20 protein-coding genes are annotated in these 25,157 nt (G+C 65.4%); 7 read left to right on the forward strand and 13 right to left on the reverse strand.

Annotated features, from left to right (window positions below; translation table 11 throughout):
- Window positions 1-27: 27 nt before the first annotated feature.
- Window positions 28-1,476 (reverse strand): IMP dehydrogenase, encoded by a 1,449-nt coding sequence (gene guaB / locus CK944_RS15685; protein ID WP_103174016.1) that lies wholly within the window; start codon window positions 1,474-1,476, stop codon window positions 28-30.
- Between the two features lie 248 nt (window positions 1,477-1,724).
- On the opposite strand from guaB, the gene CK944_RS15690 reads away from it, so the two are divergent.
- The 6 genes from CK944_RS15690 to CK944_RS15715 all read left to right on the forward strand — a co-directional run bounded on the left by CK944_RS15690 (window position 1,725) and on the right by CK944_RS15715 (window position 7,550).
- The gene (locus CK944_RS15690) at window positions 1,725-2,912 is read left to right on the forward strand and encodes an OmpP1/FadL family transporter (protein WP_103174017.1); all 1,188 of its coding nucleotides are present in this window, start codon (window positions 1,725-1,727) and stop codon (window positions 2,910-2,912) included.
- Between the two features lie 98 nt (window positions 2,913-3,010).
- Window positions 3,011-3,871, forward strand: coding sequence for an ATPase (locus tag CK944_RS15695; RefSeq protein WP_103174018.1), 861 nt, complete (start codon window positions 3,011-3,013; stop codon window positions 3,869-3,871).
- 3 nt (window positions 3,872-3,874) lie between these two features.
- On the forward strand, window positions 3,875-4,801 hold the full coding sequence (metA, locus tag CK944_RS15700) for a homoserine O-succinyltransferase (RefSeq protein WP_103174019.1): 927 nt from the start codon (window positions 3,875-3,877) through the stop codon (window positions 4,799-4,801).
- 3 nt (window positions 4,802-4,804) lie between these two features.
- Window positions 4,805-5,683: a polyphosphate kinase 2 gene (ppk2, locus tag CK944_RS15705; RefSeq protein WP_103174020.1), complete on the forward strand. Its 879-nt coding sequence runs from the start codon at window positions 4,805-4,807 to the stop codon at window positions 5,681-5,683.
- A 9-nt stretch (window positions 5,684-5,692) separates the two neighbouring features.
- Window positions 5,693-6,415, forward strand: coding sequence for an SDR family NAD(P)-dependent oxidoreductase (locus CK944_RS15710; protein ID WP_103174021.1), 723 nt, complete (start codon window positions 5,693-5,695; stop codon window positions 6,413-6,415).
- A 94-nt stretch (window positions 6,416-6,509) separates the two neighbouring features.
- Entirely contained in the window at window positions 6,510-7,550 is a 1,041-nt protein-coding gene (locus tag CK944_RS15715) for a PotD/PotF family extracellular solute-binding protein (protein ID WP_103174022.1), read from the forward strand.
- A gap of 67 nt (window positions 7,551-7,617) precedes the next feature.
- Here CK944_RS15715 and metH read toward each other — a convergent pair whose 3' ends face one another.
- From metH to xdhA, 8 genes are all read right to left on the reverse strand, one after another.
- Window positions 7,618-10,335 (reverse strand): methionine synthase, encoded by a 2,718-nt coding sequence (gene metH / locus CK944_RS15720; protein ID WP_103174023.1) that lies wholly within the window; start codon window positions 10,333-10,335, stop codon window positions 7,618-7,620.
- Entirely contained in the window at window positions 10,328-11,371 is a 1,044-nt protein-coding gene (locus CK944_RS15725) for a homocysteine S-methyltransferase family protein (protein ID WP_103174024.1), read from the reverse strand. The genes metH and CK944_RS15725 overlap by 8 nt, the downstream gene beginning before the upstream one ends.
- Before the next feature lie 158 nt (window positions 11,372-11,529).
- On the reverse strand, window positions 11,530-12,963 hold the full coding sequence (locus CK944_RS15730; RefSeq protein WP_103174025.1) for a mannose-1-phosphate guanylyltransferase/mannose-6-phosphate isomerase: 1,434 nt from the start codon (window positions 12,961-12,963) through the stop codon (window positions 11,530-11,532).
- A gap of 128 nt (window positions 12,964-13,091) precedes the next feature.
- Window positions 13,092-13,547, reverse strand: coding sequence for a DUF1236 domain-containing protein (locus CK944_RS15735; RefSeq protein WP_158248025.1), 456 nt, complete (start codon window positions 13,545-13,547; stop codon window positions 13,092-13,094).
- 102 nt (window positions 13,548-13,649) lie between these two features.
- Window positions 13,650-14,933 (reverse strand): guanine deaminase, encoded by a 1,284-nt coding sequence (gene guaD, locus CK944_RS15740; protein WP_103174027.1) that lies wholly within the window; start codon window positions 14,931-14,933, stop codon window positions 13,650-13,652.
- Window positions 14,921-15,661 (reverse strand): xanthine dehydrogenase accessory protein XdhC, encoded by a 741-nt coding sequence (gene xdhC, locus CK944_RS15745; RefSeq protein ID WP_103174028.1) that lies wholly within the window; start codon window positions 15,659-15,661, stop codon window positions 14,921-14,923. Before xdhC ends, guaD begins: the two co-directional genes overlap by 13 nt.
- Window positions 15,658-17,964 carry a xanthine dehydrogenase molybdopterin binding subunit gene (gene xdhB / locus CK944_RS15750; protein ID WP_103174029.1) on the reverse strand — a complete coding sequence of 769 codons (2,307 nt, stop codon included), beginning with the start codon at window positions 17,962-17,964 and terminating at the stop codon, window positions 15,658-15,660. Before xdhB ends, xdhC begins: the two co-directional genes overlap by 4 nt.
- A gap of 1 nt (window position 17,965) precedes the next feature.
- A complete protein-coding gene (gene xdhA, locus CK944_RS15755) occupies window positions 17,966-19,417 on the reverse strand; it encodes a xanthine dehydrogenase small subunit (RefSeq protein WP_103174030.1) in 1,452 nt (483 codons plus the stop codon).
- A 113-nt stretch (window positions 19,418-19,530) separates the two neighbouring features.
- Here xdhA and CK944_RS15760 point away from each other — a divergent pair, with 113 nt between their 5' ends.
- Window positions 19,531-20,430 (forward strand): LysR family transcriptional regulator, encoded by a 900-nt coding sequence (locus CK944_RS15760; RefSeq protein WP_103174031.1) that lies wholly within the window; start codon window positions 19,531-19,533, stop codon window positions 20,428-20,430.
- A 63-nt stretch (window positions 20,431-20,493) separates the two neighbouring features.
- Here the strand turns inward: CK944_RS15760 and CK944_RS15765 are convergent, their stop codons facing one another.
- From CK944_RS15765 to CK944_RS15780, 4 genes are all read right to left on the reverse strand, one after another.
- Window positions 20,494-21,756: a urate hydroxylase PuuD gene (locus CK944_RS15765; RefSeq protein WP_370463842.1), complete on the reverse strand. Its 1,263-nt coding sequence runs from the start codon at window positions 21,754-21,756 to the stop codon at window positions 20,494-20,496.
- Window positions 21,757-21,759: 3 nt separating this feature from the next.
- Window positions 21,760-22,113, reverse strand: a complete 354-nt coding sequence (gene uraH, locus CK944_RS15770) for a hydroxyisourate hydrolase (RefSeq protein WP_103174032.1) — start codon at window positions 22,111-22,113, stop codon at window positions 21,760-21,762.
- A 173-nt stretch (window positions 22,114-22,286) separates the two neighbouring features.
- Complete coding sequence (locus CK944_RS15775) at window positions 22,287-23,636, reverse strand: 8-oxoguanine deaminase (protein ID WP_103174033.1); 1,350 nt, start codon at window positions 23,634-23,636, stop codon at window positions 22,287-22,289.
- On the reverse strand, window positions 23,620-25,098 hold the full coding sequence (locus CK944_RS15780) for a nucleobase:cation symporter-2 family protein (RefSeq protein ID WP_103174034.1): 1,479 nt from the start codon (window positions 25,096-25,098) through the stop codon (window positions 23,620-23,622). Before CK944_RS15780 ends, CK944_RS15775 begins: the two co-directional genes overlap by 17 nt.
- Window positions 25,099-25,157 lie beyond the last annotated feature (59 nt).

The following is a 25,157-nucleotide window of genomic DNA, read 5'->3' on the forward strand; positions in this document are numbered from 1 at the left end:
GTCCCAAGACCGGCCTTTTCGCTTGCCTCACCCCAGGCGATAATTCGGGCTTTCCCGGGTGATCTGCACGTCGTGGACGTGGCTTTCCTTCAGTCCCGCGCCGGTGATGCGCACGAACTGGCAGTTCTTGCGCATCTCCTCGACCGTGGCGCAGCCGGTATAGCCCATGGCGGCGCGAAGCCCGCCCACAAGCTGGTGGATCACCGCGCTTGCGGAACCCTTGTAGGGCACCTGCCCCTCGATCCCTTCGGGCACCAGCTTGTCGGTCGCGGCGTCCTTCTGGAAGTAACGGTCGGCCGAGCCGCGCGCCATGGCGCCAAGGCTGCCCATGCCGCGATAGGACTTGAAGGACCGGCCCTGGTACAGGATCACCTCGCCCGGCGATTCATCGGTGCCGGCGATGGCGCTGCCCACCATGGCGCAGCTTGCGCCTGCCGCGATGGCCTTGGCGAAATCGCCCGAGAACTTGATGCCGCCGTCCGCGATGATCGGCACGTCGCCCGCGGCCGAGGCCGCGTCCATGATCGCCGTCAGTTGCGGCACGCCCACGCCAGCCACGATCCGCGTCGTGCAGATCGACCCCGGCCCGATGCCCACCTTGACCGCATCCGCGCCCGCGTCGATCAGGGCGCGCGTGGCCTCGGCCGTGGCGACGTTGCCCGCCACCACCTGCACCTCGTTCGAGAACATCTTGACGCGCTCGACCGCCTTGGCGACGCCTGCCGAATGGCCGTGGGCGGTGTCGATCACCACCATGTCCACGCCCGCCTCGATCAGGGCCTGGCTGCGCTCGAACCCCTCGTCGCCGACGGTGGATGCGGCGGCGACGCGCAGACGCCCCAGGTCGTCCTTGCAGGCCAGCGGGTTCAGGACCGATTTCTCGGTATCCTTCAGCGTCAGAAGGCCGGTCAGCTTGCCATGGCCGTCGGTGATCAGAAGCTTTTCGATCCGGCGTTCCTTCATCAGGCCGATGGCCTGCTGCCGGTCAGCCGGCTCTCGCAGGATCGCCAGGTTGTCCGTCGTCATGACCGCGCGCACCGGCGTGCGGTTGTCGCTGGCAAAGCGCATGTCGCGGTTGGTGACGATCCCCACCACGCGGCCCTCGTCGTCCACCACCGGAAAGCCGGTGACGTTGAAGCGTTCCTGGAAGGCCCTGGCGTCGCCCACCGTCTGGTCGGCGCGCAGCGTGATCGGGTTATAGACGATGCCGCTTTCGAACCGCTTGACGCGACGAACCTCGTCGGCCTGCTGTTCGGTGGACAGGTTGCGGTGGATCACGCCCATGCCGCCCGCCTGCGCCATGGCGATCGCCATGCGGCTTTCGGTGACCGTGTCCATGGCCGAGGACAGAAGCGGAATGTTCATGGCGATGGCGCGGGTCACGCGCGTCGTCACATCGGCGGTCGATGGCATGACCGTGGACGCGGCGGGAACCAGAAGCACATCGTCGAAAGTAAGCGCCTCACGAATCTGCATGGGAGGTATCCTTGCGTCAATTTCGTCTGGCAGTTTCCCCTTTCACGGGTCGGGGGGTTTGTCCAGTGCGGCGGCGCGGATTTCTTGCGGTCGCGCTGTAAGCCGGAACAACCGAAAGTTGCCGCAATGTCACTGGGCCCTGTCATATGGGGTCCCGACGCGGCGTCATATTGCACCGTTAATTGATTTGAAGAACATCGGCGGTAAGCTCGAATCCAGCGGTCGAATGGCTGCCAAGGGAGGAATCTATGAAAAAAATCTTGTCCGGCAGCGCGGTTCTGCTGATCACTGCATCCCCGCTGGTCGCCGGTGGCATCGAACGTGCGCCGCAATCGCTGGCGGTCCTGTTCGAGCAGGGGAATTATGCGGAATTGAGCTTTGGCGGTGTGGACCCGACAGTTGAGGGAACGGATGTCGGTGTTCCGCCCAATCCCCTTTTTCCGTCCGGCATTGCTCCTAGCCCGACCGGCGACGTCGCGCAGGGGTATGGCTTTGTCGGCTTGTCCTACAAGCACCAGTTCAACGATAACTTGTCGGCGGCCATCATCATGGAGCAGCCGTTCGGGGCGGACATCCGCTATCCGCTTGCGCCCGCCGGTTCGCCCGTTCTGGGCGGCACGCGGGTCGAGGTTAACTCGACCACCTTCACGGCATTGGCGCGATACAAGTTCGAGAACAACTTTTCGATCCATGGCGGGATTCGTGCGTCGAAAGCCGATGGTGGCGTGACCTTGAACGGGTTAGGGTACAACCGGATTGCGCCGCCCTATGCCTTGGAGATCGACGACGAATGGGGTATGGGCTACGTCCTAGGCGCGGCCTACGAAATACCCGAAATCGCCGGTCGTGTGTCGCTAACCTACAACTCTTCGATCGACCACGACTTCGACATGACCGAAACAGGCGACATCATCGGCGGGATTGACGGCATCACGGACATGATTTCGGGACAGTACACGGTCAAGACACCGCGTAGCTGGACCCTGGAAGGACAGACCGGCATTGCGCAGGACACCCTGGTCTTCGGTTCGATCCGTTGGGTGAAGTGGTCAGAGTTCATCGTGGACAACGCTGTCTTTCCCATTGCTACCCCGACAGGGGGAACCGTGCCGCTGGTCGAGGTCGAGGATACGACGACCTATACGATCGGCATCGGGCGCAAGCTTACCGACAACTGGTCCGCGTCTCTGTCGTTCCTCTACGAACCCAGCGAAGGGGATACGGTTTCGCCACTTGCCCCGACCAACGGGCGCAAGGGTGTCACCCTGGCTGGCATCTACACGATGGACAACATCAAGATCACGACCGGCATCAACTACACCCGGCTGGGTGGTTCCGACGTGGGCATCGGCGAAAGCGGCAACAAGACCACCGTCGCCACGATGGAAGACAACCACGCTTGGGGTGTCGGCGTCCGCATCGGCTACAGCTTCTGACGCCGCATCCATCATGACGACAGGGCCCCGCTTCGGCGGGGCCTTTGCTTTTCGCGGCCCCCGCATTACCTATGCGCCCGAAACGAGGGAAACATCCGATGATCTATCGCAGCGGCAGCGACTGGCTGGGGGCAAGCGCCAAGCGCGTGGTCCTGTTCGGGATGTCGGGCCTGGGCAAGACCTATCTGGCCAACATGCTGCGCGAGGCGGGCGACTGGTTCCACTACAGCGTCGATTACCGCATCGGCACCCGCTACATGGGCGAATTCATCGCCGACAACTTCAAGCGCGAGGCGATGAAGGTCCCCTTCCTGCGTGAGCTGCTGCTGTCCGACAGCGTCTATATTGCCTCGAACATCACCTTCGACAACCTGGCGCCCTTGTCCACCTATCTGGGCAAGCCCGGCAGCCCAAGCCGCGGGGGGCTGCCCTTCGACGAATACTGCCTGCGCCAGAACCAGCACCGCCGCGCGGAAATCGCGGCCCTGTTGGACACGCGCCATTTCATGGACCGCGCCCGCGACATCTATGCCATCCCGCATTTCGTCTGCGACAGCGGCGGGTCCATCTGCGAGGTCGTGGACCCCGACGATCCCGCCGATCCGGTGCTGTCCGCGCTGGAGCGCGACCTTCTGATGGTCTGGATCAAGGGGTCGGACGCGCATACCGCCGAACTGGTGCGCCGCTTCGACCGGGCGCCCAAGCCCATGTATTACCAGCCGGAATTCCTGGAAAAGGCCTGGATCGCCTATCGGGTCGAAAAGGGCCTGGACGGGGACGAGGTCAATCCCGACGACTTCATCCGCTGGACCTATGCGCGCGCCCTGGCCCATCGCCAGCCGCGCTATCAGGCGATGGCGCGGCGCGGCGTCACCGTCCTGGCCGAGGAGGTGGCCGAAGTCCGCAGTCCGGCGGATTTCGACGCCCTGATCGCCCGCGCCATCGACCGCAAGGAATAAGCCATGCCCATCACCCTGAACGAGAACCTGCCCGCCTATCGCATCCTGTCGGACGAAGGCGTGATGGTCATGTCTCCGGGCCGGGCCGCGACGCAGGACATCCGGCCGCTGCGGATCGGGCTTCTGAACCTGATGCCCAAGAAGATCCAGACGGAAAACCAGTTCGCCCGGCTGATCGGCGCCACGCCCCTGCAGATCGACTTCCAGTTGATCCGCATGTCGGACCACGAAAGCCGCAACACGGCGGCCGACCACATGGAAAGCTTTTATCGCCCCTTCCGCGAGGTCGAGGCCACGGGCGAGAAGTTCGACGGCCTTGTCATCACCGGCGCCCCGGTGGAACTGCTGCCCTTCGAGGATGTGACCTATTGGGACGAACTGACCCGCGTCTTCGACTGGACGCAAAGCCATGTCCATTCGACCTTCGGCGTCTGCTGGGGCGGCATGGCGATGGCCTGGCATTTCCACAGGCTGGAAAAGCATGCCTTGGACCACAAGGCCTTCGGCTGCTTCCGCCACCGCAACTTGGCCCCGGCCTCGCCCTATCTGCGGGGCTTTTCCGACGACGTGCTGGTGCCCGTCAGCCGCTGGACGGAGATCCGGCAGGCGGACGTTGACGCCCGCCCCGCCCTGCGCACGCTACTGGCCAGCGACCAGTGCGGCCCTTGCCTGCTGGAGGATCCGGGCCATAGGGCGCTGTATATCTTCAATCATTTCGAGTATGACAGCACGACCCTCAAGGAGGAATACGACCGCGACGTCGAGGCCGGAAAGCCGATCAACGTGCCCTTGAACTATTACCCCGACGACGATCCGGCGCGGGCGCCCTCGAACCGCTGGCGCAGCCATGCCCATCTGCTTTACGGTAACTGGATCAACGAGATCTATCAGACGACCGAATACGACCTGTCCCGCATCGGCGAAGGATAAGACATGGCGGAGATCCCGGACCTGCCCCTGGTCGGCAAGATCACCGAGGCGCTGAAGGCCGCGCCCAGGGACATCAGGAAAGCCCTGGAGAATGCCGCCAAGGATCAGGTCCTGGATCTGGCCTATCCCTATCGCGCCGAGATGGACAAGAAGTCCTACGAGGCGCAGATGGACCGGCTGCAACTGCAACTGGTGCGGCTGATGCATGATGTGGCGGCGACCGGCAAGCGGCTGGTCGTCCTGTTCGAAGGCCGCGACGCCGCCGGCAAGGGCGGCACGATCGAACGCACGCGGGAAAACCTGAACCCCCGTTCCGCCGCCATCGTCGCCCTGCCCACGCCGACCGAGCGCGAGGCGGGACAGTGGTATTTCCAGCGCTATGTCGATTGGCTGCCCGCCAAGGGCGAAATCGCGCTGTTCGACCGCAGCTGGTACAACCGCGGCATCGTCGAGCGCGTCTTTGGCTTCTCGACCGAGCATCAGCGCAACGCCTTCTTTCGCCAGCTTCCCGATTTTGAACAGATGCTGGTCGATGACGGCATCATCCTGGTCAAGCTGTGGCTGGACGTGGGCCGCGCCGAACAGCTGCGCCGCTTCCTGGACCGAGAGGCCGACCCGCTGAAACAGTGGAAGCTGTCCCGGATCGACGTGGAGGGCCTGGCGAAATGGGACGACTATACCCATGCCATCCGCGACACGCTGAACCGGTCGCATTCCCCCATTGCGCCCTGGACGGTCATCCTGTCCGACGACAAGCGCCGGGCGCGGCTTGCCGCGATCCAGACGATCCTGAACGCGGTCGATTTCGCGGGCAAGGACGCGGACGCCATCGGGGTCCCCGACCCGGCGATCACCGGTGGGCCGGAATTGCTGGACAGGTAGGGAGGGACCATGGACCTGGGAAATTGCCGCGCCATCGTCACCGGCGGCGCTTCGGGCCTGGGCGCCGCGACAGCCGCGCATTTCCGCGAACAAGGCGCGCAGGTCGTCGTCCTGGACCGCGCGGCAAGCGATGATGCGCACCATCTGCAGGCCGATGTGACATCCGCCGACAGCGCGGCTGCGGCCATCGCGCAGGCCGTGCGGATCATGGGCGGGATCGACATCTGCGTGAACTGCGCGGGCGTCGTGATCGGCGAAAAGACCGTGGGACGGAACGGGCCGCATGACCTGGACGCCTTTCGCCGCGTGATCGAGGTGAACCTGATCGGCAGCTTCAACGTGCTGCGACTGGCGGCGGCCGAGATGGCCCGGAACGGGCGCGCGGAAAACGGCGTGATCGTGAACACGGCATCGGTCGCGGCCTTCGACGGGCAGAAGGGCCAGGCCGCCTATGCCGCGTCCAAGGCGGGGATCGCCGGCATGACCCTGCCGCTGGCGCGCGATCTGGCCGGGCTGAACATCCGCGTCTGCGCCATTGCGCCGGGCATCTTCGCCACGCCGATGCTGCGCGGGTTGCCGCAGGACGTGCAGGACGGCCTGGCGGCCGAGGTGACCTTTCCCGCCCGCTTGGGCGATCCGCAGGAATTCGCCCGCATGGCCGCGCATATCGTTCAGAACGGCTATCTGAACGGCGAGGTGATCCGCCTGGACGGCGCGTTGCGGATGCGCTGATCAACGGTCCTTGACCGGCGCGCGATGCCCTTGCGCGACGGTTATGCCGCCGCTAGCGTTCGGATCAAACCGCCCAACAGGAAGGCCCGAAATCATGCGCTTGCTGATCACCACCGCCCTTGTCTCTGCCACAGCCCTGCCGGCCCTGGCGGCGGACCCGGAACTGACCGTCTTCGACTGGGCGGGCTTCGAGGAACCGTCGATCTTCCAGGCCTATATCGACAAGCACGGCGACAGCCCGACCTATGCCTTCTATGGCGACGATGACGAGGCCTTCCAGAAGATCGCATCGGGCTTCAAGGCCGACGTGGCCCATCCCTGCAGCCAGATGGTCAGCAAGTATCGCGACGCGGGCCTGATCGAGCCCTGGGACACCTCGAAGATCCCGAACTTCGACAAGATCGACCCGCAATTCCTGGATTCCGAGGTCTTCAAGGACGACGAGGGCATCTGGTACATCCCGACCGACTGGGGCGCAACGGCCATCGCCTATAACCCCGAGACGGTCCCGGCCGAGGACGTGTCCACGCTGCAGGTTTTTGTCGATCCGAAATACCAGGGCCGCACCTCGCTGCCGGATTCCTCGGACGATGTCTGGGCGCTCGGCTATCTGGCGACGGGCACGACCGATTGGACCAACGTGACCGACGAACAGTTCCAGGCCGCCGCCGACTGGCTGCGCCAGGCGCATCAGAACGTCGCGGCCTATTGGGCTGATCCGTCGGAACAGGCGCAGTTGATGGCGTCCGGCGCGGTGGACATCGCCTGGTCGTGGAACGACGGCGTGGTCTATCTGCAGAACGACAACTATCCCGTCGCCTTCCAGCGGGCGCCGAAGGAAGGGTCGTCCACCTTCTTCTGCGGATACATCAACCTGAAGGACGGGCCGGGCAACGAGGAAAAGGCCTATGACTTCATCAACGCCTGGCTGGAGCCTTCGGCGGGCAAGGCGCTGCTGGACACGATCGGATACGGCCATACCTCGACCGAGGCGATGGCGACCATCGCGGAGGAACCCGCGGTGAAGGAAGGCCTGTCCGAGGTCGATGCCCCGATCCTGGCGCAGACCCCGAACGACCCGGCGCAGCGGGAAAAGCAACTGGCCGAGTTCGAGAAGATCAAGGCCGGGTTCTAGGCGAAGAAGCGGGGGACCAGTCCCCCGCGCCCCCTGGGGTATTTCGGCAACGAAGAAGGGACGAGGCTTACGCGGCCTCGTCTTTCTTGCGCGGAGTATAGTTCAGGATCGGGGCCAGCCAGCGTTCGACCTCGGCCAGATCCATGCCCTTGCGCGCGGCATAGTCGCGGGCCTGGTCTTCCTCGATCTTCGCCACGCCGAAGTAATAGCTGTCGGGATGGCCGATATAGAGGCCGGATACCGACGATCCCGGCCACATCGCCATGCTTTCGGTCAGCCGCACGCCGGTGGCGTTTTCTGCGTCCAGCAGGCGGAACAGCGTCAGCTTTTCCGTATGGTCCGGCTGCGCCGGATAGCCGGGCGCGGGACGGATGCCCTTGTAGGGTTCGCCGATCAGATCCTGCGGCGTGAAGGTTTCATCGGCGCCGTATCCCCACAATTCCTTGCGGACGCGTTCGTGCAGCATCTCGGCCATGGCCTCGGCAATGCGGTCGGCAAGGGCCTTGACCATGATCGCGGCATAATCGTCGTTCGCGCGTTCATAGCGGGCGGCGATCTCGGATTCCTCGGGACCGGCGGTGACGACGAAGCCGCCGACGTAATCGGGCCGGCCTTCGGGCGCCACGAAATCCGACAGCGCCACGTTCGGGCGGTCGCCGCGCTTTGTCACCTGCTGGCGCAGGGTATGCAGCGTGGCAAGCGGCTGTTGCCGGTCCTCGCCGGTGAACAGGCGGATGTCGTCGCCCACCGCGTTGGCGGGCCAGAAGCCCACCACGGCGCGCGGGTTGAACCACCTGCCCTCGATGATCCGGGCCAGCATCTCCTTCGCCTCGGCGAACAGGGCGCGGGCGGCCTCGCCCTGTTTTTCATCCTCGAGGATGCGGGGATAGACGCCCTTCAACTCCCAGGTCTGGAAGAACGGCGTCCAGTCGATGTATCGCGCGATGTCCGCCAGATCCCAGTCGTCGATGATCCGGGTGCCGGTGAACTGCGGGGCGGTGGCCCGATAGGCGGACCAATCCACCTTCAGCGCATTGGCCCGCGCGGCAGCCAGCGGCAGGCGCTGCTTGGCGGCCTCGGCCCGTTCGTGGCGTTCGGCCACGTCCAGGTATTCGGCGCGGATCGCATCGACGTAATCCGCCTGCTGCGAAGGCGACAGCAGCGACGACACGACCCCCACCGCGCGGCTGGCATCGGTCACATAGACCGCCGGGCCTTGGTGATAGCGCGGCGCGATCTTGACCGCCGTGTGGATCTTCGAGGTCGTGGCCCCGCCGATCAGCAGCGGCACCTGAAAGCCCTCGCGCTCCATCTCGGATGCTACATGGACCATCTCATCCAAGCTGGGCGTGATCAGGCCCGACAGCCCGATCACATCGACGTTCTGTTCGCGCGCGACCTCCAGGATCTTCTGCGCGGGGACCATCACGCCCAGGTCGATGACCTCGTAATTGTTGCAGGCCAGCACGACGCCGACGATGTTCTTGCCGATGTCGTGGACATCGCCCTTGACCGTCGCCATCAGGATCTTGCCCGCGGCCTGCCGTTCGCCGCCGCCCCCGTTGGCGGCCTTTTCGGCCTCCATATGGGGCAGCAGGACGGCCACGGCCTGCTTCATCACGCGGGCCGATTTCACGACCTGGGGCAGGAACATCTTGCCCGCGCCGAACAGGTCGCCCACCACGTTCATCCCGGCCATCAGCGGGCCTTCGATGACATGCAGCGGGCGTTCGGCCTGCTGCCGCGCTTCCTCGGTATCGGCCTCGATATATTCGGTGATGCCGTTCACCAGCGCATGTTCCAGCCGCTTTTCGACCGACCATTCGCGCCAGGACAGATCCTTCTCCCGCGCCTTTGCCCCGCCTTCGCCCTTGAAGCGTTCGGCGATGTCCAGCAGGCGTTCGGTCGCGTCGGATCGGCGGTTCAGGACCACGTCCTCGCAGGCCTCGCGCAGGTCGGCGTCGATCTGGTCATAGACGGCCAGCTGGCCTGCATTGACGATGCCCATGTCCATGCCCGCCTGGATGGCGTGATACAGGAACACGGCGTGCATCGCCTCACGCACCGGCTCGTTGCCGCGGAAGCTGAAGGACAGGTTCGACACCCCGCCCGAGACATGGGCGTGCGGCAGGTTCCGGCGGATCCAGCGCGTGGCCTCGATGAAATCGACGCCATAGTTGTTATGCTCCTCGATCCCCGTCGCCACGGCGAAGATGTTGGGGTCGAAGATGATGTCCTCGGGCGGGAAGCCGACTTCCTCGGTCAGGATCTTGTAGGCGCGGGCGCAGATCTCGATCTTGCGGGCGCAGGTATCGGCCTGGCCCTGTTCGTCGAAGGCCATGACCACGACCGCCGCGCCATAGGCCAGGCACAGGCGGGCCTGCTGGCGGAACTGCTCCTCGCCCTCCTTCATGGAGATCGAGTTCACGACCGGCTTGCCCTGCACGCATTGCAGGCCCGCCTCGATCACCTCCCATTTGGAACTGTCGATCATCACGGGAACACGGGCGATGTCGGGTTCGGCGGCCAGCAGGTTCAGGAACTCGACCATGGCGGCCTTCGAATCGATCAGGCCTTCGTCCATGTTGATGTCGATGATCTGCGCGCCGTTTTCCACCTGATCGCGCGCGACTTCCAAGGCTGCCGCGTAATCGCGGTTGGTGATCAGCTTGCGGAAACGGGCGGATCCGGTGACGTTGGTGCGTTCGCCGATGTTCACGAAGGGAATGTCGGGTGTCAGGACAAAGGGTTCCAGCCCCGACAGGCGCAAGTGACGGTCAAGCATATTCGGGCACCTTTCGGGGGGTGAATTGGGCGACCGCCTCGGCGATGGCGCGGATATGGTCGGGCGTGGTGCCGCAGCAGCCGCCGACGACGTTGACCAGCCCCTCGCGGGCGAATTCGGCGACCTGCACGGCGGTGTCCTGCGGGCCTTCGTCATACTGGCCAAAGGCATTGGGCAGCCCGGCGTTGGGATAGGCGCAGATGTTGGTTTCCGCGACGCCAGCCAGTTCCGCCAGATGCGGCCGCATGGCGGATGCGCCAAGCGCGCAGTTCAGCCCCACCGACCAGGGCCGGGCATGCCGGACCGAGTGCCAGAAGGCGGTCGGCGTCTGGCCCGACAGCGTGCGCCCCGAAGCATCGGTGATCGTGCCCGAGATCATCAGCGGCAAGGCCTGCCCATGCGCCTCCATCGCCTGAATGCAGGCGAAGATCGCGGCCTTGGCGTTCAGCGTGTCGAAGATCGTCTCGATCAGCAGGATGTCGGCCCCGCCCTCGATCAGGCCGCGCGCCTGCTGCAGATAGGCAACGCGCAGGTCGTCGAAGGTGACGGCGCGATAGCCGGGGTTGTTCACGTCGGGGCTGATGGAAGCCGTGCGGTTGGTCGGCCCGATGGCGCCCGCGACGAAACGGGGTCGCCCGTCCTGCGCGGTGGCGCGGTCCAGCGCCCGGCGCACGATCCGCGCGCCTTCGACATTCAGGTCGTGGACGGCATCCTGCATCCCGTAATCGGCCTGGGCGATGGTCGTGGCGGAAAAGGTGTTCGTTTCCACGATATCCGCGCCCGCCATGGCATAGCGGTAATGGATCTCCTCCACCGCCTGGGGCTGGGTCAGCACCAGAAGGTCGTTGTTGCCCTGCTGCGGGTGGTCCGAATGGTGACGGCAGACATGGCCCGACCCGCGGCCGGTATAGTCATCCTCACCCAGCCGAAGTTGCTGGATCTGCGTGCCCATCGCCCCGTCAAGGATCAGGATCCGTTCGGCCGCGGCACGATCAAGCGCCGCAAAGGCGGGGGATTGGGGAAGTCTGCCGGTCATCGTTTCACCCTTGCCAGGAAGGGGCAGGTATAACGACGCAGGCTGGCGACGGCAAATTCATAATCCTACAGAAGATTATGAACGCGCGGCATATCCCCTTCATTCTGGATCAAATATCCTCGGGGGGTCCGGGGGGCGAAGCGCCCCCGGCTTTTCAGTCACTCCGCGCTGTCGCGGGCATAGACATCCTCGTACCGGACGATGTCGTCCTCGCCCAGATAGCTGCCGGTCTGGACCTCGATCAGGACCATGGGCACCTTGCCCGGGTTTTCCATTCGGTGGACGGCGCCCAGCGGCACATAGATCGACTGGTTTTCCGTCACAAGCGTCACCTTGTCGTCCACGGTAACGCGCGCGGTGCCGCTGACCACGATCCAGTGTTCCGACCGATGGACATGGCTTTGCAGCGACAGCGATGCGCCGGGCTTCACCACGATGCGCTTGACCTGGAAACGGTCGGCCAGGGCCAGCGTCTCGAACCAGCCCCAGGGACGGTGGTCGCGCGGAAAGGCCGTGGCCTGCTTGCAGCCCTTGGCCTTCAGGGCGCTGACGGCATGGCGGACGTCCTGCGCACGGCTCTTGTCGGCCACCAGGACCGCATCTGATGTCGCGACCACCATCACATCCTTCAGGCCGATCGCCACCACCTGCACATCGCTGCCATCCGACCGCAGCAGCACGTCATGGCAGTCGATGGCAGTCGAATGATCGTCCGTCACCACCCCATTCTCGGCGGGCGTTTCCAGCAGCGCCTCGCGCCAGACGGCGTCCCAACCGCCAAGATCCGACCAGCGGTCGGAAAAGCGCACCACGGTCAGGTTCGGGGCCTTTTCCATCACCGCATAGTCGATGGACTGGTCGGGCAGGCTGTCCCAGGGGTCCCTTGCCAGGCGCAGGAAGCCGATGTCGTCCCTGGCCTCGTCCAGGGCGGTCAGCACGGGGGACATGTATTCCGGCGCATGGGCGCGGAAGGCGTCGATCATGGTATCGGCGCGGAACAGGAAGATCCCGGCGTTCCACAGGAAATTGCCCTGCGCCAGCATCTGCGCCGCCGTGGTCATGTCGGGCTTTTCCACAAAGCGCGCAAGGGGCTGCGGGCCGTCGCCCTGCCCCGCCAGTTCCAGATAGCCATAGCCGGTTTCGGGACGGTCGGGGGTGATGCCGAAGGTGACGATCCGGTCCTCGGACGCGGGACCGACGCCCTGTCGAACCGCACGCGCGAAGGCCGCGCTGTCGGGGATCACATGATCCGAAGGCGCCACCAGCAACAGCCCTTCGGGGTCTTTCGCGGCCACCATCAGCGCGGCCACCAGGATCGCCGGGGCGGTGTTGCGGCCCGACGGCTCGATCACGATGGCGCCGGGATGGATGCCGATCTGGTCCAGCTGCTCGGCCACGATGAAGCGGAAGTCCGCGTTTGTCATGACAATGGGATCGGCGAAATCCGGCCCCGACAGCCTGCGGGCCGAGGCCTGGAACAGCGTCTCGTCCCCCATCAAGGGCGCGAACTGCTTGGGAAAGCTTTGCCGGGACACGGGCCACAGCCGGGTTCCCGATCCGCCGGCCATCAGGACGGGGGTGATCTTGGTCATGACGCTGTCCCTTGCGGCCGGTCTTTGTTCTGCAAGGGATAACCTGCCCGGCAGGATCAGAAAAGCCCACACAGATGAAAAGGCCGGCCCCGAAGGACCGGCCTGCAATCAGGGCCAGGCCCCGACGCTTATTCGTAGATATAGATGACCTTGCGGGTCTCGGGCTCGACGACCACCGGGCGGTCGTTGACATAGACGTATTGCACGTTCGAGTTCGGCACTGTCTGGATCGCCGCCGTTTCCGGCACAACGGTGCCGACGGCAAGGTCGCCGTCCAGAACCACGGATTCGGTGCGGTTTTCCATGATATAGGTGCGGGTTTCGGGGGTCAGCGCGTCCTCGCTGACGTCGCCCATGACCGCCCCGGCGACCCCTCCGATGGCCGCACCAACCGGGCCGCCCACCGCAGCGCCAGCGACTGCGCCGGTCGCCGCACCGCCCAGCGCGCCGCCGCCGGTGGTGTTCGGATCGCTTTCGACCTGGGTCACCGTGGTCGAAGGCTGGGTCTGGACAATGGTCGTTTCGGCAAAGGTGGCACCAGCTGCAAGGGTCGCTACGGCGGTCATGGTCAGAAGGGTTTTCATCGTGATCTCCATTTCCGTATTTGCTGCGTATCTGCGCATAAAATTCGGAAATCGGTGCAGAAGTTCCCGACGATCACGGATTATTGGCGCGACGCCACGGCATTAACTATGTTTCTTCATCGGCTTACCCGCGACATAGGTTTGGCAGATGCTGCGGTCGTCGCCCATGATCTGCAAGATGAAAAGTTCCTGTTCCAGCGTTTCGGCCCGGTCCATGCGCAGCGCCATCGCAGGCGTGGCGCGGGCGTCCAGCACCACCAGATCCGCCATGCTGCCCGGCTCCAGCGTGCCGATCTGGTCCGCCATGCCCAGGGCCAGGGCATTGCCGCGCGTGATCCAGTGAAAGGCCGACAAGGGCGTCAGCTTCTGCCCGCGCAGCTGCAGGATCTTGTAGCCCTCGTTCAGGGTCTGCAGCATCGAATAGCTGGTCCCGCCGCCCACATCGGTGGCGATGCCGCTGACCACGCCCGCCGCGCGCAGCCCGGCCTCGTCGAACAGGCCCGAGCCGAGGAAGAGGTTCGAGGTCGGGCAGAACACCGCCCGGCTGCCGGTTTCGGCCATGCGCGCGATCTCTCGCGGGCGCAGGTGGATCGAATGGCCCAGAAGCAGCTTGTCCGAAAGCAGGCCGTAGCTTTCGTAGATGTCCAGATAGTCGCGCGCCTGGGGATAAAGGCTCAGCGTGAAGTCGATCTCGTCCCTGTTTTCCGACAGGTGGGTCTGGACGTGGCAATCGGGATGTTCGCGCGCCAGCGTCCCCGCCATCTCCATCTGCTCGGGGGTCGAGGTGATGGCGAAGCGCGGCGTGATCGCGTAACGCTGCCGCCCCTTGCCGTGCCAGCTTTCGATCAGGGCCTTGCTGTCGTCGTATCCCTGCCGGGGCGTGTCCAGAACCTCGGGCGGGGCGTTGCGGTCCATCATCACCTTGCCCGCGACCATCGCCATGTTGCGGGCATGGGCTGCGGAAAACAGCGCCTCGGCGGATTGCTTGTGGACGGAACAGAAGGCCACGGCGGTGGTGGTGCCGTGGTCGGTCAGCAGGTCCAGGAAGGCCTCGGCCATCGCGGGGGCGTGGCCCTGCTGGCGAAAGCGCGCTTCCTCGGGGAAGGTATAGGTGTTCAGCCAGTCCAGAAGCTGCGCGCCCCAGCTGGCGATCACCTGCAGCTGCGGGAAATGGATATGCGTGTCGATGAAGCCCGGCATGACCAGATGCGGGCGGTGGTCGATCTCGGCCAGGCCTTCGCGGGCAAGGTCGGCGTAATCGCCCACGGCCAGGATGCGGCCATCCTCGACCAGGATGGCGCCGTCCTCGAGGTAGCGGTGGTTGTCCTGGGTGTCGTTGGGGTCGGCATGGAAGCCAAGGACGCGGCCCCGGATCAGCTGTTGCATGGGTATTTTTTCAACGAAGAAGCTGCGGTCAGCCGCGCGATCAGTTCGGCGGCGGTGAAGGCGGCGATGACCGCCGGGCGCTTGTCATGGGTGAAGCCCGCGCCGATGGGGCAGACCAGGGGCGCGGGGTCGAGGCCCCGTTCGCGGGCAAAGCGGCTGAACTGCGCGCGCTTGGTGGCGCTGCCAATCATGCCGACATAGGACAGGTCGTCGCGCGACAGCGCCTCGGCCGCCAGCAGGAAATCCAGCGCGTGGTCATGGGTCAGGATCACCACGGCGCTGCCGGGGCGGGCCGCGCGGATCTCGGCCTCGGGCAGCGGGGTCAGGCGGGTCTCGATCCCAGGGGCGGCCTGGGCCAGTTCCTCGGGACGGCTGTCGATCAGAAGCGCCTTGACCGGCAGCGGTTGCAGCGCCAGGGCCAGGGCACGGCCGACATGGCCCGCGCCGAAGACCAGCACATCCGGGTGATCCTCGGGCGTGGGACCCTGGCGGTCCAGTTGCAGGACCACCCTGCCCCCGCAGCATTGCCCGATCTCGGGGCCCAGGGGGATGTCCATGCGCGCCTCGGACTCGCCCGATGCCAGCATGGCGCGGGCGCGGTCGATGGCCATGTATTCAAGCTGGCCGCCGCCGATGGTGCCGTCCACGCGATCGGGGCCGACGAACATCTCGGCCCCCGCGTCGCGCGGGGTGGACCCCAGGGCCTGGATGACCCGGACGCGGATCATCCCCGCAGCTTCTCGATCGCCATCAGCACGCGCTCGGGCGTGGCGGGGGCGTCCAGGCGCGGGTGTTCGCGATAGTCGCTGAAGGAGGCAACGGCCATGTTGATCGCCTCGAAGACGCTGATGCCCAGCATGAAAGGCGGCTCGCCCACAGCCTTGGACCGCTTGATGCTGCGTTCGGCGTTTTCCGACCAGTCGGCCAGACGCACGTTGAAGACGCGCGGCCGGTCGGATGCCAGCGGTACCTTGTAGGTGGAGGGCGCGTGGGTCCGCAGCCGGCCCTTGTCGTCCCACCACAGTTCCTCCGTGGTCAGCCAGCCCGCGCCCTGCACGAAGGCGCCCTCGACCTGGCCCTTGTCCAGCGCCGGGTTCAGGGAACGGCCCACATCGTGGATCACATCGGTCCGGTCGATGACATATTCGCCGGTCAGTGTATCGACCGACACCTCGGACACCGAGGCGCCATAGGCGTAATAATAGAACGGCCGCCCCCGCCCGGTCGAACGGTCCCAATGGATCTTGGGCGTCTTGTAGAAGCCCGCCGCCGACAGGTGGATCCGCGCCATATAGGCCGCGGCGATCACTTCGTTCCAGGGGATCAGGTGGTCGCCCGCACGGATATGGCCGGGGACGAACTGGACGTCTTCGCGCGGCTGCTGCCAGCGTTCGGCGACGAATTCGACCAGCCGGGCCTTGATCTGTTCCGCTGCGTCAAGCGCCGCCATGCCGTTCAGGTCCGTCCCCGAGGACGCCGCCGTGGCCGAGGTGTTGGGCACCTTTTCCGTCGTCGTGCGGGTGATCTTGATGCAGGTGATGTCGCACTGGAAGGCCTCGGCCACGACCTGGGCGACCTTGGTGTTCAGGCCCTGCCCCATCTCGCAACCGCCATGGTTCAGCGCGATGGACCCGTCGTTATAGACATGGATCAGCGCGCCCGCCTGGTTGAACCAGGTCGCGGTGAAGCTGATGCCGAACTTGACCGGGGTCAGCGCGATCCCCTTGCGGATCACGCCACCCTTGGCGTTCCAGTCCAGCACGGCCTGGCGGCGGGCGTGATAGTCGCTGGAAGCCTCCAGCTCCTCGAAGATGCGGGGCAGGATCTGGTCGGTGACCTCCTGGTGATAGGGGGTCAGCTGGCCGTTCCGGTACAGGTTCGCCTTGCGGATCTCCAGCGGGTCGCGGCCCAGGGCATAGGCGATCTCCTCGATCATGCGCTCGGCCACGATCACGCCCTGCGGCCCGCCAAAGCCGCGAAAGGCGGTGTTGCTGACGGTGTTGGTCTTCATCGGATGGCTGCTGACGCGCACATCGGGATAGTAATAGGCGTTGTCGCAATGGAACAGCGCGCGATCGGTGACCGGCCCCGACAGATCCGCCGAAAAGCCGCAGCGGGCATACCAGTCGCCCTGCACGGCGCGGATGCGGCCGTCGTCGTCGAAGCCCACCTCGTAATCCACCACGAAATCGTGGCGCTTGCCGGTGGCGGTCATGTCGTCGTCGCGGTCGGGGCGGATCTTGACGGCGCGGTTCCAGCGTTTCGCGGCGATGGCCGCGACGCAGGAAAACAGGTTCATCTGTGTTTCCTTGCCGCCGAAGCCCCCGCCCATCCGGCGCACGTTCACCACGACCGCGTTGTTCTGGCAGCCCAGGACATGGGCCACCATGTGCTGAACCTCGGACGGGTGCTGGGTCGAGACGTTGATCGTGACGTCCTCGTCCTCGCCCGGCACGGCCATGGCGATCTGGCCTTCCAGATAGAAATGGTCCTGTCCGCCGATGTTGAAGCGGCCCTTGATGCGGCGGGGTGCGGCGGCCATGCCCGCGTCGGCATCGCCCCGGCGCAGCGTCAGGGGATCGGTGACATAGCCCATGCCCGCGTCCTTCGCGGCCATCGGGTCAAGCGCATGGGGCAGCACGTCATAGGTGATGCGCGCCTTGTGCGCCGCGCGCCGGGCCTGGTCGCGGGTTTCCGCGATCACGGCAAAGATCGGCTGGCCCCAGAACAGGACCTCCTCCTCGGCGAAGATCGGGTCGTCGTTCTTGCCGTTGGGGGAGACGTCGTTGACGCCGGGAATGTCCTTGGCGGTCAGCACGCCCACCACGCCGGGATGCGCCAGCGTTTCGGAAAAATCCATGCCGGTGATCTTGCCATGGGCGCATTGCGACAGGCCCAGATAGGCGTGCAGAAGCCCATAGGGTTCGGCCAGATCGTCGGTGTAATCCGCGCGGCCGGTGACATGCTTGATGGCGCTGTCGTGGATCGTGTCCTGGTGCGCCTGGCCGCGAATGATGAGATCGTCTTTCATGTCATGCTCCAACGGCTTCATGCAGGCGCACCGGCAGGCCCGGTTCCGACTGTTCCAGCCAGAAGCGGCGGAACAGGTTGGCGGCCACGGTGCGGCGATAATCGGCGCTGGCGCGCCAGTCGGACAAGGGCTGGAAATCGTCCGCCACGGCGCGGGCGGCGGCCTCGAAGGCTTCGCGGGCGAAGGGTTGGCCGGTCAGCGCGGCCTCGGCCCCGGCGGCGCGCTTGGGCGTGCCCGCCATGCCGCCAAAGCAGATGCGCGCGTCGGTGATGGTGCCACTCTCAACGGTCAGGCAGAAACCCGCAGCCACGGCGGTGATGTCGCTGTCGCGGCGCTTGCTGATCTTGTAGGCGGCGATCTTCGCCTGCGGGCGGGTCGGGATGATGACTTCTTCCACGAACTCGCCCGGCGCGCGGTCCTGACGCCCGTATTCGATGAAGAAATCCTCCAACGGCAGTTCGCGCCGCGCCGCGCCCTTGCGCAGCACGATCCGCGCGCCCAGCGCGATCAGCAGGGGCGGCGTGTCGCCGATGGGCGAGCCGTTGGCGATATTGGCGCCGATGGTGCCCATGTTGCGCACCTGCCAGCCGCCGATGCGCAGCCAGTAATCATGGGCGGCGGGGATGTGCTGACGGATCAGCGGCGCGGCTTCGGAATAGGTGACGCCCGCGCCCAGGCGGATCTCCTCGCTCTCGACGCGCTTCGATTTCATCAGATGGCCGATGAACACCGCCGGGGAAATGTCGCGCATGAATTTCGTGACCCACAGGCCCACATCGGTCGCGCCCGCGATGATCGTGGCCTTCGGCTCGGCCTCCAGCACGGCGGCAAGGTCATCCACATCAGCGGGAATGATGGCGCGTTCGCCACCCTTGGACAGCTCGACCCTCTCGCCTCGCATGTCGCGCAGCTTCGCGGTCACCAGTTCCCGTTCCACCGCCAGGGCGTCGGATGCCTGTCCGCCCGCGCGGCCGGCGGCAAGCGCGGCCTTGATGATCGGCTCGTATCCCGTGCAGCGGCAGATATTGCCCTGCAGCGCGACCTCGATATCGGTGGCCGTGGCGCCCGGATTGGTCATCCACAAGCCATACAGCGCAATCACGATGCCCGGCGTGCAGAAGCCGCACTGGCTGCCGTGATGTTCCACCATCGCGGCCTGGATCGGGTGCAGCCCGCCGTCCGGCCCGCGCAGATGTTCGATCGTGACGACATGGCAGCCGTGGCAGGACGCCAGGAAGCGGATGCAGGCATTCACGGGTTCATAGATCAGCCCGTCGTCGGTCAGGCGGCCCACCAGCACCGTGCAGGCGCCGCAATCGCCTTCGGCGCAGCCCTCCTTGGTGCCGGTCAGGCGGCGGTTGATGCGCAGGAAGTCCAGCAGCGTGTCCGAGGCGCCGACGGCTGTCAGTTCAACTGCCTGATCGTTCAGCATAAAGCGCAAGGCGGGGGTCATGGCGTTCCTTCGTGGCTGTGGACCATGGGAAAACCTAGGCGGAAAATAAGGGTTGCGAAATCTGTCCCGACCCGGAAGACTTTACACGATTCCTTGAAAACGGCCTATCACCCATGTCCTATCTTGAAAGCCTGCGCGTCTTCGTTCGTGTGGTCGAACTCGGCTCGATCACGTCGGGCGGGCGGGATCTGCGGCTTTCGCCGGCAGTCGCCTCGAATCGCATCAAGGATCTGGAGAACCGGTTCGGCGTGCGGCTGCTGAACCGCACCACCCGCAAGCTGACCCCGACCGAGATCGGGCGCGCCTTCTATGACAACGCCCGCCGCGTGATCGACACCCTGGACGAGGCCGAGGCGCTTGTGTCCAGCTTCTCGGGCCGCCCGCAGGGGGTGATCCGCCTGACCGCGCCCCTGGGCCTGGGGCGGCGGCTGATCGCGCCGCTGATCCCGCCCTTCTGCAAGGAAAACCCTGGCGTCGAGTTCCGGCTGAGGCTGTCGGACCGCAACGTCAACATCGTCGAGGACGCCATCGACCTGGCCTTCTTCCTGGGCGAACCTGCCGATTCGGCGCTGAAATGGCGCAAGATCGCGGATTGCCCGCGCGTGCTGGTCGCCTCGCCCGAATACCTGGCCCAGAACGGCACTCCGAAGGCCCCCGAGGATCTGGTCGATCACAACTGCCTGCTGCTGCGCTATCCGCGCAGCCCCGAATTCTACTGGGTCCTGCAGACCGAGGACGGCCCGCAGAAGATGATGGTTTCGGGCCGTTTCGACACGGATGACGGGGACGTGCTGACAACCTGGGCGCGTGGGGGCGAAGGCATCGCGAACCGGCCGCTGTACGAAGTGGCCGCCGACATCAAGGCGGGCCGCCTGGTCGAGGTCTTGCCCCAGAACCGCCCGCTGCCGTCGCAATTCGGCTGCCTGACCCCGCATCGGCGGTTGCAGGACCCGAAGGTGCGGATGTTCGCGGATTTCGCGGTGCGGGAATTGAAGAAGATCTTCGACCGCTGAGAAAAGAAAACAGCCGCGGCTGGATCGCCGCGGCCGCTTTTGCGCACGAAAGGCGCGGTTGCCCTACATCCCGGCCAGGCTTGCGCCGCCTGCCGCGCGGAACCAGCGGATGATCTGCTCGCGCTCCTGCGGCTCCATATAGGTGACATTGGCGGGCGGCATCGCGTCGGTCAGCCCGGCCTGGACATAGATCTCTCGCGCGTGCTTGGCGATGTCGCCGGGGGTTTCCAGGAAGACCCCCTTGGGCGCGTGGCGGATGCCCTCGTATCCGGGTTCGCGCGCATGGCACATGGAACAGCGGCCCAGCACGGCGTCGCTGACCTGCCCGAAGCCTTCGGCCTCGGCAAAGCGGGCCTCGACCGGGGTCAGGGGCCGGGCCTCGGCCTGTTCCAGGCTGTCCTGGTTCAGGCCGGCCGATGACAGCCACATCACCATGATGAACAGCACCGCCGTCACGGCCCAGGTCCACCACTGGTATCCCCGGCGGGCATGCATGGTGTTGAAGAAATGCCGGATGGTCACGCCCATCAGGAAGATCAGCGCCGCGATCAGCCAGTTGTACTGGCTGGCGAAGGCCAGCGGATAATGGTTCGACAGCATCAGGAAGATGACCGGCAGCGTCAGATAGTTGTTATGCGTCGAACGCAGCTTGGCGATCTTGCCGTATTTCGGATCGGGCGCCCGCCCGGCCTTGAGGTCCGCCACCACGATCCGCTGGTTCGGCATGATGATGAAGAACACGTTTGCCGTCATGATCGTCGCGGTGAAGGCGCCCAGGTGCAGCAGCGCCGCGCGGCCGGTGAAGATCTCGTTATAGCCCCAGCCCATCACGACAAGCGCGACGAACAGCAGCAGCATCAGGATCGTGGGCGTCTCGCCCAGGCGCGACTTGCACAGCGTGTCATAGATCAGCCATCCCAGCGCCAGCGACCCGGCCGAGATCAGGATCGCCTGCCAGGTCGCCAGGTCGGCCTTGGCCGTGTCGATCAGATACAGGTTGGCGCCCGCCCAATAGGTGACCATCAACAGCGCCGCGCCCGACAGCCAGGTGGCGTAGCTTTCCCATTTGAACCAGGTCAGATGCTCGGGCATCCGCTCTGGCGCAACCAGGTACTTGTTGATGTGATAGAAGCCGCCGCCATGGACCTGCCATTCCTCGCCATGCGCGCCCTTGGGCAGGCCGGGAACCTTTTGCAGCCCCAGGTCGAGGGCGATGAAATAGAAGGACGATCCGATCCAGGCGATGGCGGTGATGACATGCGTCCAGCGGATCGCGAAGGCCAGCCATTCCCAGATGATCGTCTGGTCGGGGATCAGGTGCAGCATGGATCAGCTTCCCCGATAGGTGGAATAACCGAAGGGCGAAACCAGCAGCGGCACATGGTAATGGTCGTCCTGCGACATGCCGAAGCGGATCGGGATCACGTCCAGGAAACGCGGGCTTTCGGGTTCGATCCCGGTCGCGTCCATCCAGGCGCCCGCGTGGAATTCCAGCTCATAGGTGCCGGTGGCGAAATCCGCCGCAGGCAGGATCTGGCTGTCGGTGCGGCCGTCGTGGTTGGTCTTCAATCGTGCAAGTTCGGTCCGCTGGCCGTTCTCAAGACGGAACAGCACCACCTCCATCCCCTCGGCCGGGCGGCCGCGCGCCGTGTCCAGCACATGGGTGGTCAGGTATCCAGGCATCGTCGCCCTCCCTCATTATCGCTGTTTTCTTGAATAACCGATCCCTTCGCATCCGCACGAGAGGGACCATAAGCAAGGTAGTCTTAAGATTTCGTAGAAAATCCGCCGTTCACTTTGGCGCAAATATCCTCGGGGGGAGCGCGAAGCGCGTGGGGGGCAGACAGCCCCCCGGCCTAGTCCGCCAGGCGTGCCACGGCCCTTTCGGCACGCGCCCGCAGATCGCGCGGATCAACGGTCAGCAAACGGTGATCATCGACGACCGCCCTGCCCCCGACATAGACCGCACGCGGCCTGATCGGCGCGCAGAAGACCAGCGCTGCCACCGGATCCCACTGCCCCGCCAGCGGCAGGTCCGACACGTCCCACAGGACCAGATCGGCCTGCATCCCCGGCGTCAGAGCGCCAATGTCGCTGCGGCCAAGAACACGCGCGCCGCCAAGCGTGGCGATCTCCAATGCCTCGCGCGCGCCCATCGCGGCGGGGCCATCGTTCAGCCGCGCGACCAGCATGGCCTGCCGCGCTTCCAGCCCCAAATGGCTGCAATCGTTGCTGGCCGATCCATCGACGCCAAGACCCACCGGAACGCCCGCGTCGCGCATGGCCCGGACGGGCGCAATGCCGCTGGCCAGCCGCGCGTTGGAACAGGGGCAATGCGCGACCCCCGTGCCGGTGCGGGCAAACAGGTCGATCTCGGGCGCGGACAGCTTGACGCAATGGGCGTGCCAGACATCGTCGCCGGTCCAGCCCAGGCTTTCGGCATAATCGCCCGGCAGCATCCCGAAATTGTCCAGCGAATAGTGGACATCCTCGTCATTCTCGGCCAGGTGGGTGTGCAGGCGCACGCCCTTCTCGCGCGCCAGGATCGCCGCGTCCCGCATCAGTTCCCGGCTGACCGAGAAGGGCGAACAGGGCGCAAGCGCCACCTGCACCATCGAACCCTCGGACCCGTCGTGGAAGGCGCCTACCACGCGTTCGCTGTCGCGCAGGATCGCGGCCTCGTCCTCGACCAGGGCATCGGGCGGCAGGCCGCCCTTGCTTTCGCCGATGGACATGGCCCCGCGTGTGGCGGTGAAGCGGATGCCGACCTTCCCGGCGGCCTCGATGCTGTCGTCCAGGCGCGATCCGTTCGGAAACAGGTAAAGGTGGTCGGACGAACAGGTGCATCCCGACAGCGCCAGTTCCGCAAGCCCGACCTCGGCCGACAGGCTGATGTCGTCCGGCGTCATGCGCGACCAGATGGGATAAAGCGTCCGCAACCAGCCGAACAGCGCCGCGTCCTGGGCTGCGGGCACCGCGCGGGTCAGGGTCTGGAACAGGTGGTGATGGGTGTTGACCAGGCCCGGCGTGATCACGCAGCCGGCAGCATTGACGATTTCGGCACCATCGCGCGGCAGGTTTTCACCCGCCGCGACGATCTTTCCATTCTCGACCAGGACATCGCCGCCCCGGATCTCGCGCCGGGTGTCGTCCATGGTGACGACGACCTCGGCGCCCTTGAACAGCGTCCTAGTGGTCCGCGACATGACCCGCCGCCCGCAACTCTTCCTCGTCCACATGGGCCGCGCCGTTGTAGAACCAGTTCAGCAGCACCGCCGTGATCGCCGCCAGCAGGATGCCGGAATGGATCAGCGGATGGATCGCGTGCGGCATCCACTGGTTGAAGTTCGGCGCGACCAGCGGGATCATCCCCATGCCCACGGAAATCGCGACGATGAACAGGTTGTGCCGGTTGTTCGCGAAATCGACCCGCGACAGGATCCGCACGCCGGTCGCGGCGACCATGCCGAACATCACCAGGCCCGCGCCGCCCAGGACGGTGGTGGGCAGACTTTCGACCAGGGCGCCCATCTTCGGGATCAGGCCCAGCACGATCATGATCACGCCGCCCGCCACGCAGACGAAGCGCGACCGGATGCCGGTGACGCCCACCAGGCCGACGTTCTGCGAGAACGAGGTATAGGGGAAGGTGTTGAAGATGCCCCCGATCACGGTGCCCAGTCCGTCGGCGCGCAGCCCTGCGGCCAGGGATTTCTGCTCCATCGGCTTCTTGCAGATGTCGGACAGCGCCAGGAACATGCCGGTGGATTCGATCAGCGTGACCAGCATGACCAGCACCATGGTGGCGATCATGATCGGGTCGAACGTCGGCATCCCGAAATGGAAGGGCTTGATCACTGCGAACCATTCCGCCGCGCCGACCTTGTCGAAGTTCATCATGCCCAGCATCGCGGCCACGACGCCGCCCACGACGATGCCGACCAGCACCGCGATGTTGGACAGGAAGCCGCGCGCGAATTTCGACACCAGCAGGATCGTGCCCAGCACAAGGATCGCGATCATGATGTTCTGCCCCGCCGCATAAAGCGGGTTCTGCACCGTCGGCGCCAACGTGACGCTCGCCGGCACCTCGCCGGCCGCGCGGGCCGCTTCCAGCCAGGCCGCGGCCTCGGGGTCCACGATCTTGGGGGCGGTCGGACCGACCTGAAGGCCGAAGATCCAGTTGATCCCGATGGGCATCAGGCTGATGCCGATGGTCAGGATCAGCGTGCCGGTGACGACCGGCGGAAAGAACCGCAACATCCTGGAAATGAAGGGCGCGATGAAGATGCCGATGATGCCCGCCGCGATGATCGCGCCGAACAGGGCGCGGGCGCCTTCATGGCCGGGCAAGGATGTCGCGACCGCGACCATCGGGCCGACCGAAGCGAAGGTCACGCCCATCATCACGGGCAGCTTGATCCCGAAATACTGAGTCGCGCCCAGGCTCTGGATGATGGACACGATGCCGCAGACGAACAGGTCGGCGGAAATCAGGAACGCCACTTCCTCGGGGGGCAGGTTCAGCGCCCGCCCGACGATCAGGGGAACCGCAATGGCCCCCGCATACATGACCAGCACATGCTGGAACCCAAGCGTGAACAGCTTGGGGGCGGGAAGGATCTCATCCACCGGATGGATCCCCCCCTGATAGGTTGCGTCAGACATTGCGGACCTCCCTTTCCACGGCTGTCTTGTTTTCCCTCAGAGATCGACCTTTGCGGCCT

The sequence above is a fragment of the Paracoccus sp. SY genome (assembly GCF_002901215.1).
GTDB lineage: Bacteria > Pseudomonadota > Alphaproteobacteria > Rhodobacterales > Rhodobacteraceae > Paracoccus > Paracoccus acridae.

Bases quoted from the DNA above. Each gene is read 5' to 3' on its own strand.
- guaB (WP_103174016.1), bottom strand. From the start codon at position 1,476: ATGCAGATTCGTGAGGCGCTTACTTTCGACGATGTGCTTCTGGTTCCC.
- CK944_RS15690 (WP_103174017.1), top strand. From the start codon at position 1,725: ATGAAAAAAATCTTGTCCGGCAGCGCGGTTCTGCTGATCACTGCATCC.
- CK944_RS15695 (WP_103174018.1), top strand. From the start codon at position 3,011: ATGATCTATCGCAGCGGCAGCGACTGGCTGGGGGCAAGCGCCAAGCGC.
- metA (WP_103174019.1), top strand. From the start codon at position 3,875: ATGCCCATCACCCTGAACGAGAACCTGCCCGCCTATCGCATCCTGTCG.
- ppk2 (WP_103174020.1), top strand. From the start codon at position 4,805: ATGGCGGAGATCCCGGACCTGCCCCTGGTCGGCAAGATCACCGAGGCG.
- CK944_RS15710 (WP_103174021.1), top strand. From the start codon at position 5,693: ATGGACCTGGGAAATTGCCGCGCCATCGTCACCGGCGGCGCTTCGGGC.
- CK944_RS15715 (WP_103174022.1), top strand. From the start codon at position 6,510: ATGCGCTTGCTGATCACCACCGCCCTTGTCTCTGCCACAGCCCTGCCG.
- metH (WP_103174023.1), bottom strand. From the start codon at position 10,335: ATGCTTGACCGTCACTTGCGCCTGTCGGGGCTGGAACCCTTTGTCCTG.
- CK944_RS15725 (WP_103174024.1), bottom strand. From the start codon at position 11,371: ATGACCGGCAGACTTCCCCAATCCCCCGCCTTTGCGGCGCTTGATCGT.
- CK944_RS15730 (WP_103174025.1), bottom strand. From the start codon at position 12,963: ATGACCAAGATCACCCCCGTCCTGATGGCCGGCGGATCGGGAACCCGG.
- CK944_RS15735 (WP_158248025.1), bottom strand. From the start codon at position 13,547: ATGAAAACCCTTCTGACCATGACCGCCGTAGCGACCCTTGCAGCTGGT.
- guaD (WP_103174027.1), bottom strand. From the start codon at position 14,933: ATGCAACAGCTGATCCGGGGCCGCGTCCTTGGCTTCCATGCCGACCCC.
- xdhC (WP_103174028.1), bottom strand. From the start codon at position 15,661: ATGATCCGCGTCCGGGTCATCCAGGCCCTGGGGTCCACCCCGCGCGAC.
- xdhB (WP_103174029.1), bottom strand. From the start codon at position 17,964: ATGAAAGACGATCTCATCATTCGCGGCCAGGCGCACCAGGACACGATC.
- xdhA (WP_103174030.1), bottom strand. From the start codon at position 19,417: ATGACCCCCGCCTTGCGCTTTATGCTGAACGATCAGGCAGTTGAACTG.
- CK944_RS15760 (WP_103174031.1), top strand. From the start codon at position 19,531: ATGTCCTATCTTGAAAGCCTGCGCGTCTTCGTTCGTGTGGTCGAACTC.
- CK944_RS15765 (WP_370463842.1), bottom strand. From the start codon at position 21,756: ATGCTGCACCTGATCCCCGACCAGACGATCATCTGGGAATGGCTGGCC.
- uraH (WP_103174032.1), bottom strand. From the start codon at position 22,113: ATGCCTGGATACCTGACCACCCATGTGCTGGACACGGCGCGCGGCCGC.
- CK944_RS15775 (WP_103174033.1), bottom strand. From the start codon at position 23,636: ATGTCGCGGACCACTAGGACGCTGTTCAAGGGCGCCGAGGTCGTCGTC.
- CK944_RS15780 (WP_103174034.1), bottom strand. From the start codon at position 25,098: ATGTCTGACGCAACCTATCAGGGGGGGATCCATCCGGTGGATGAGATC.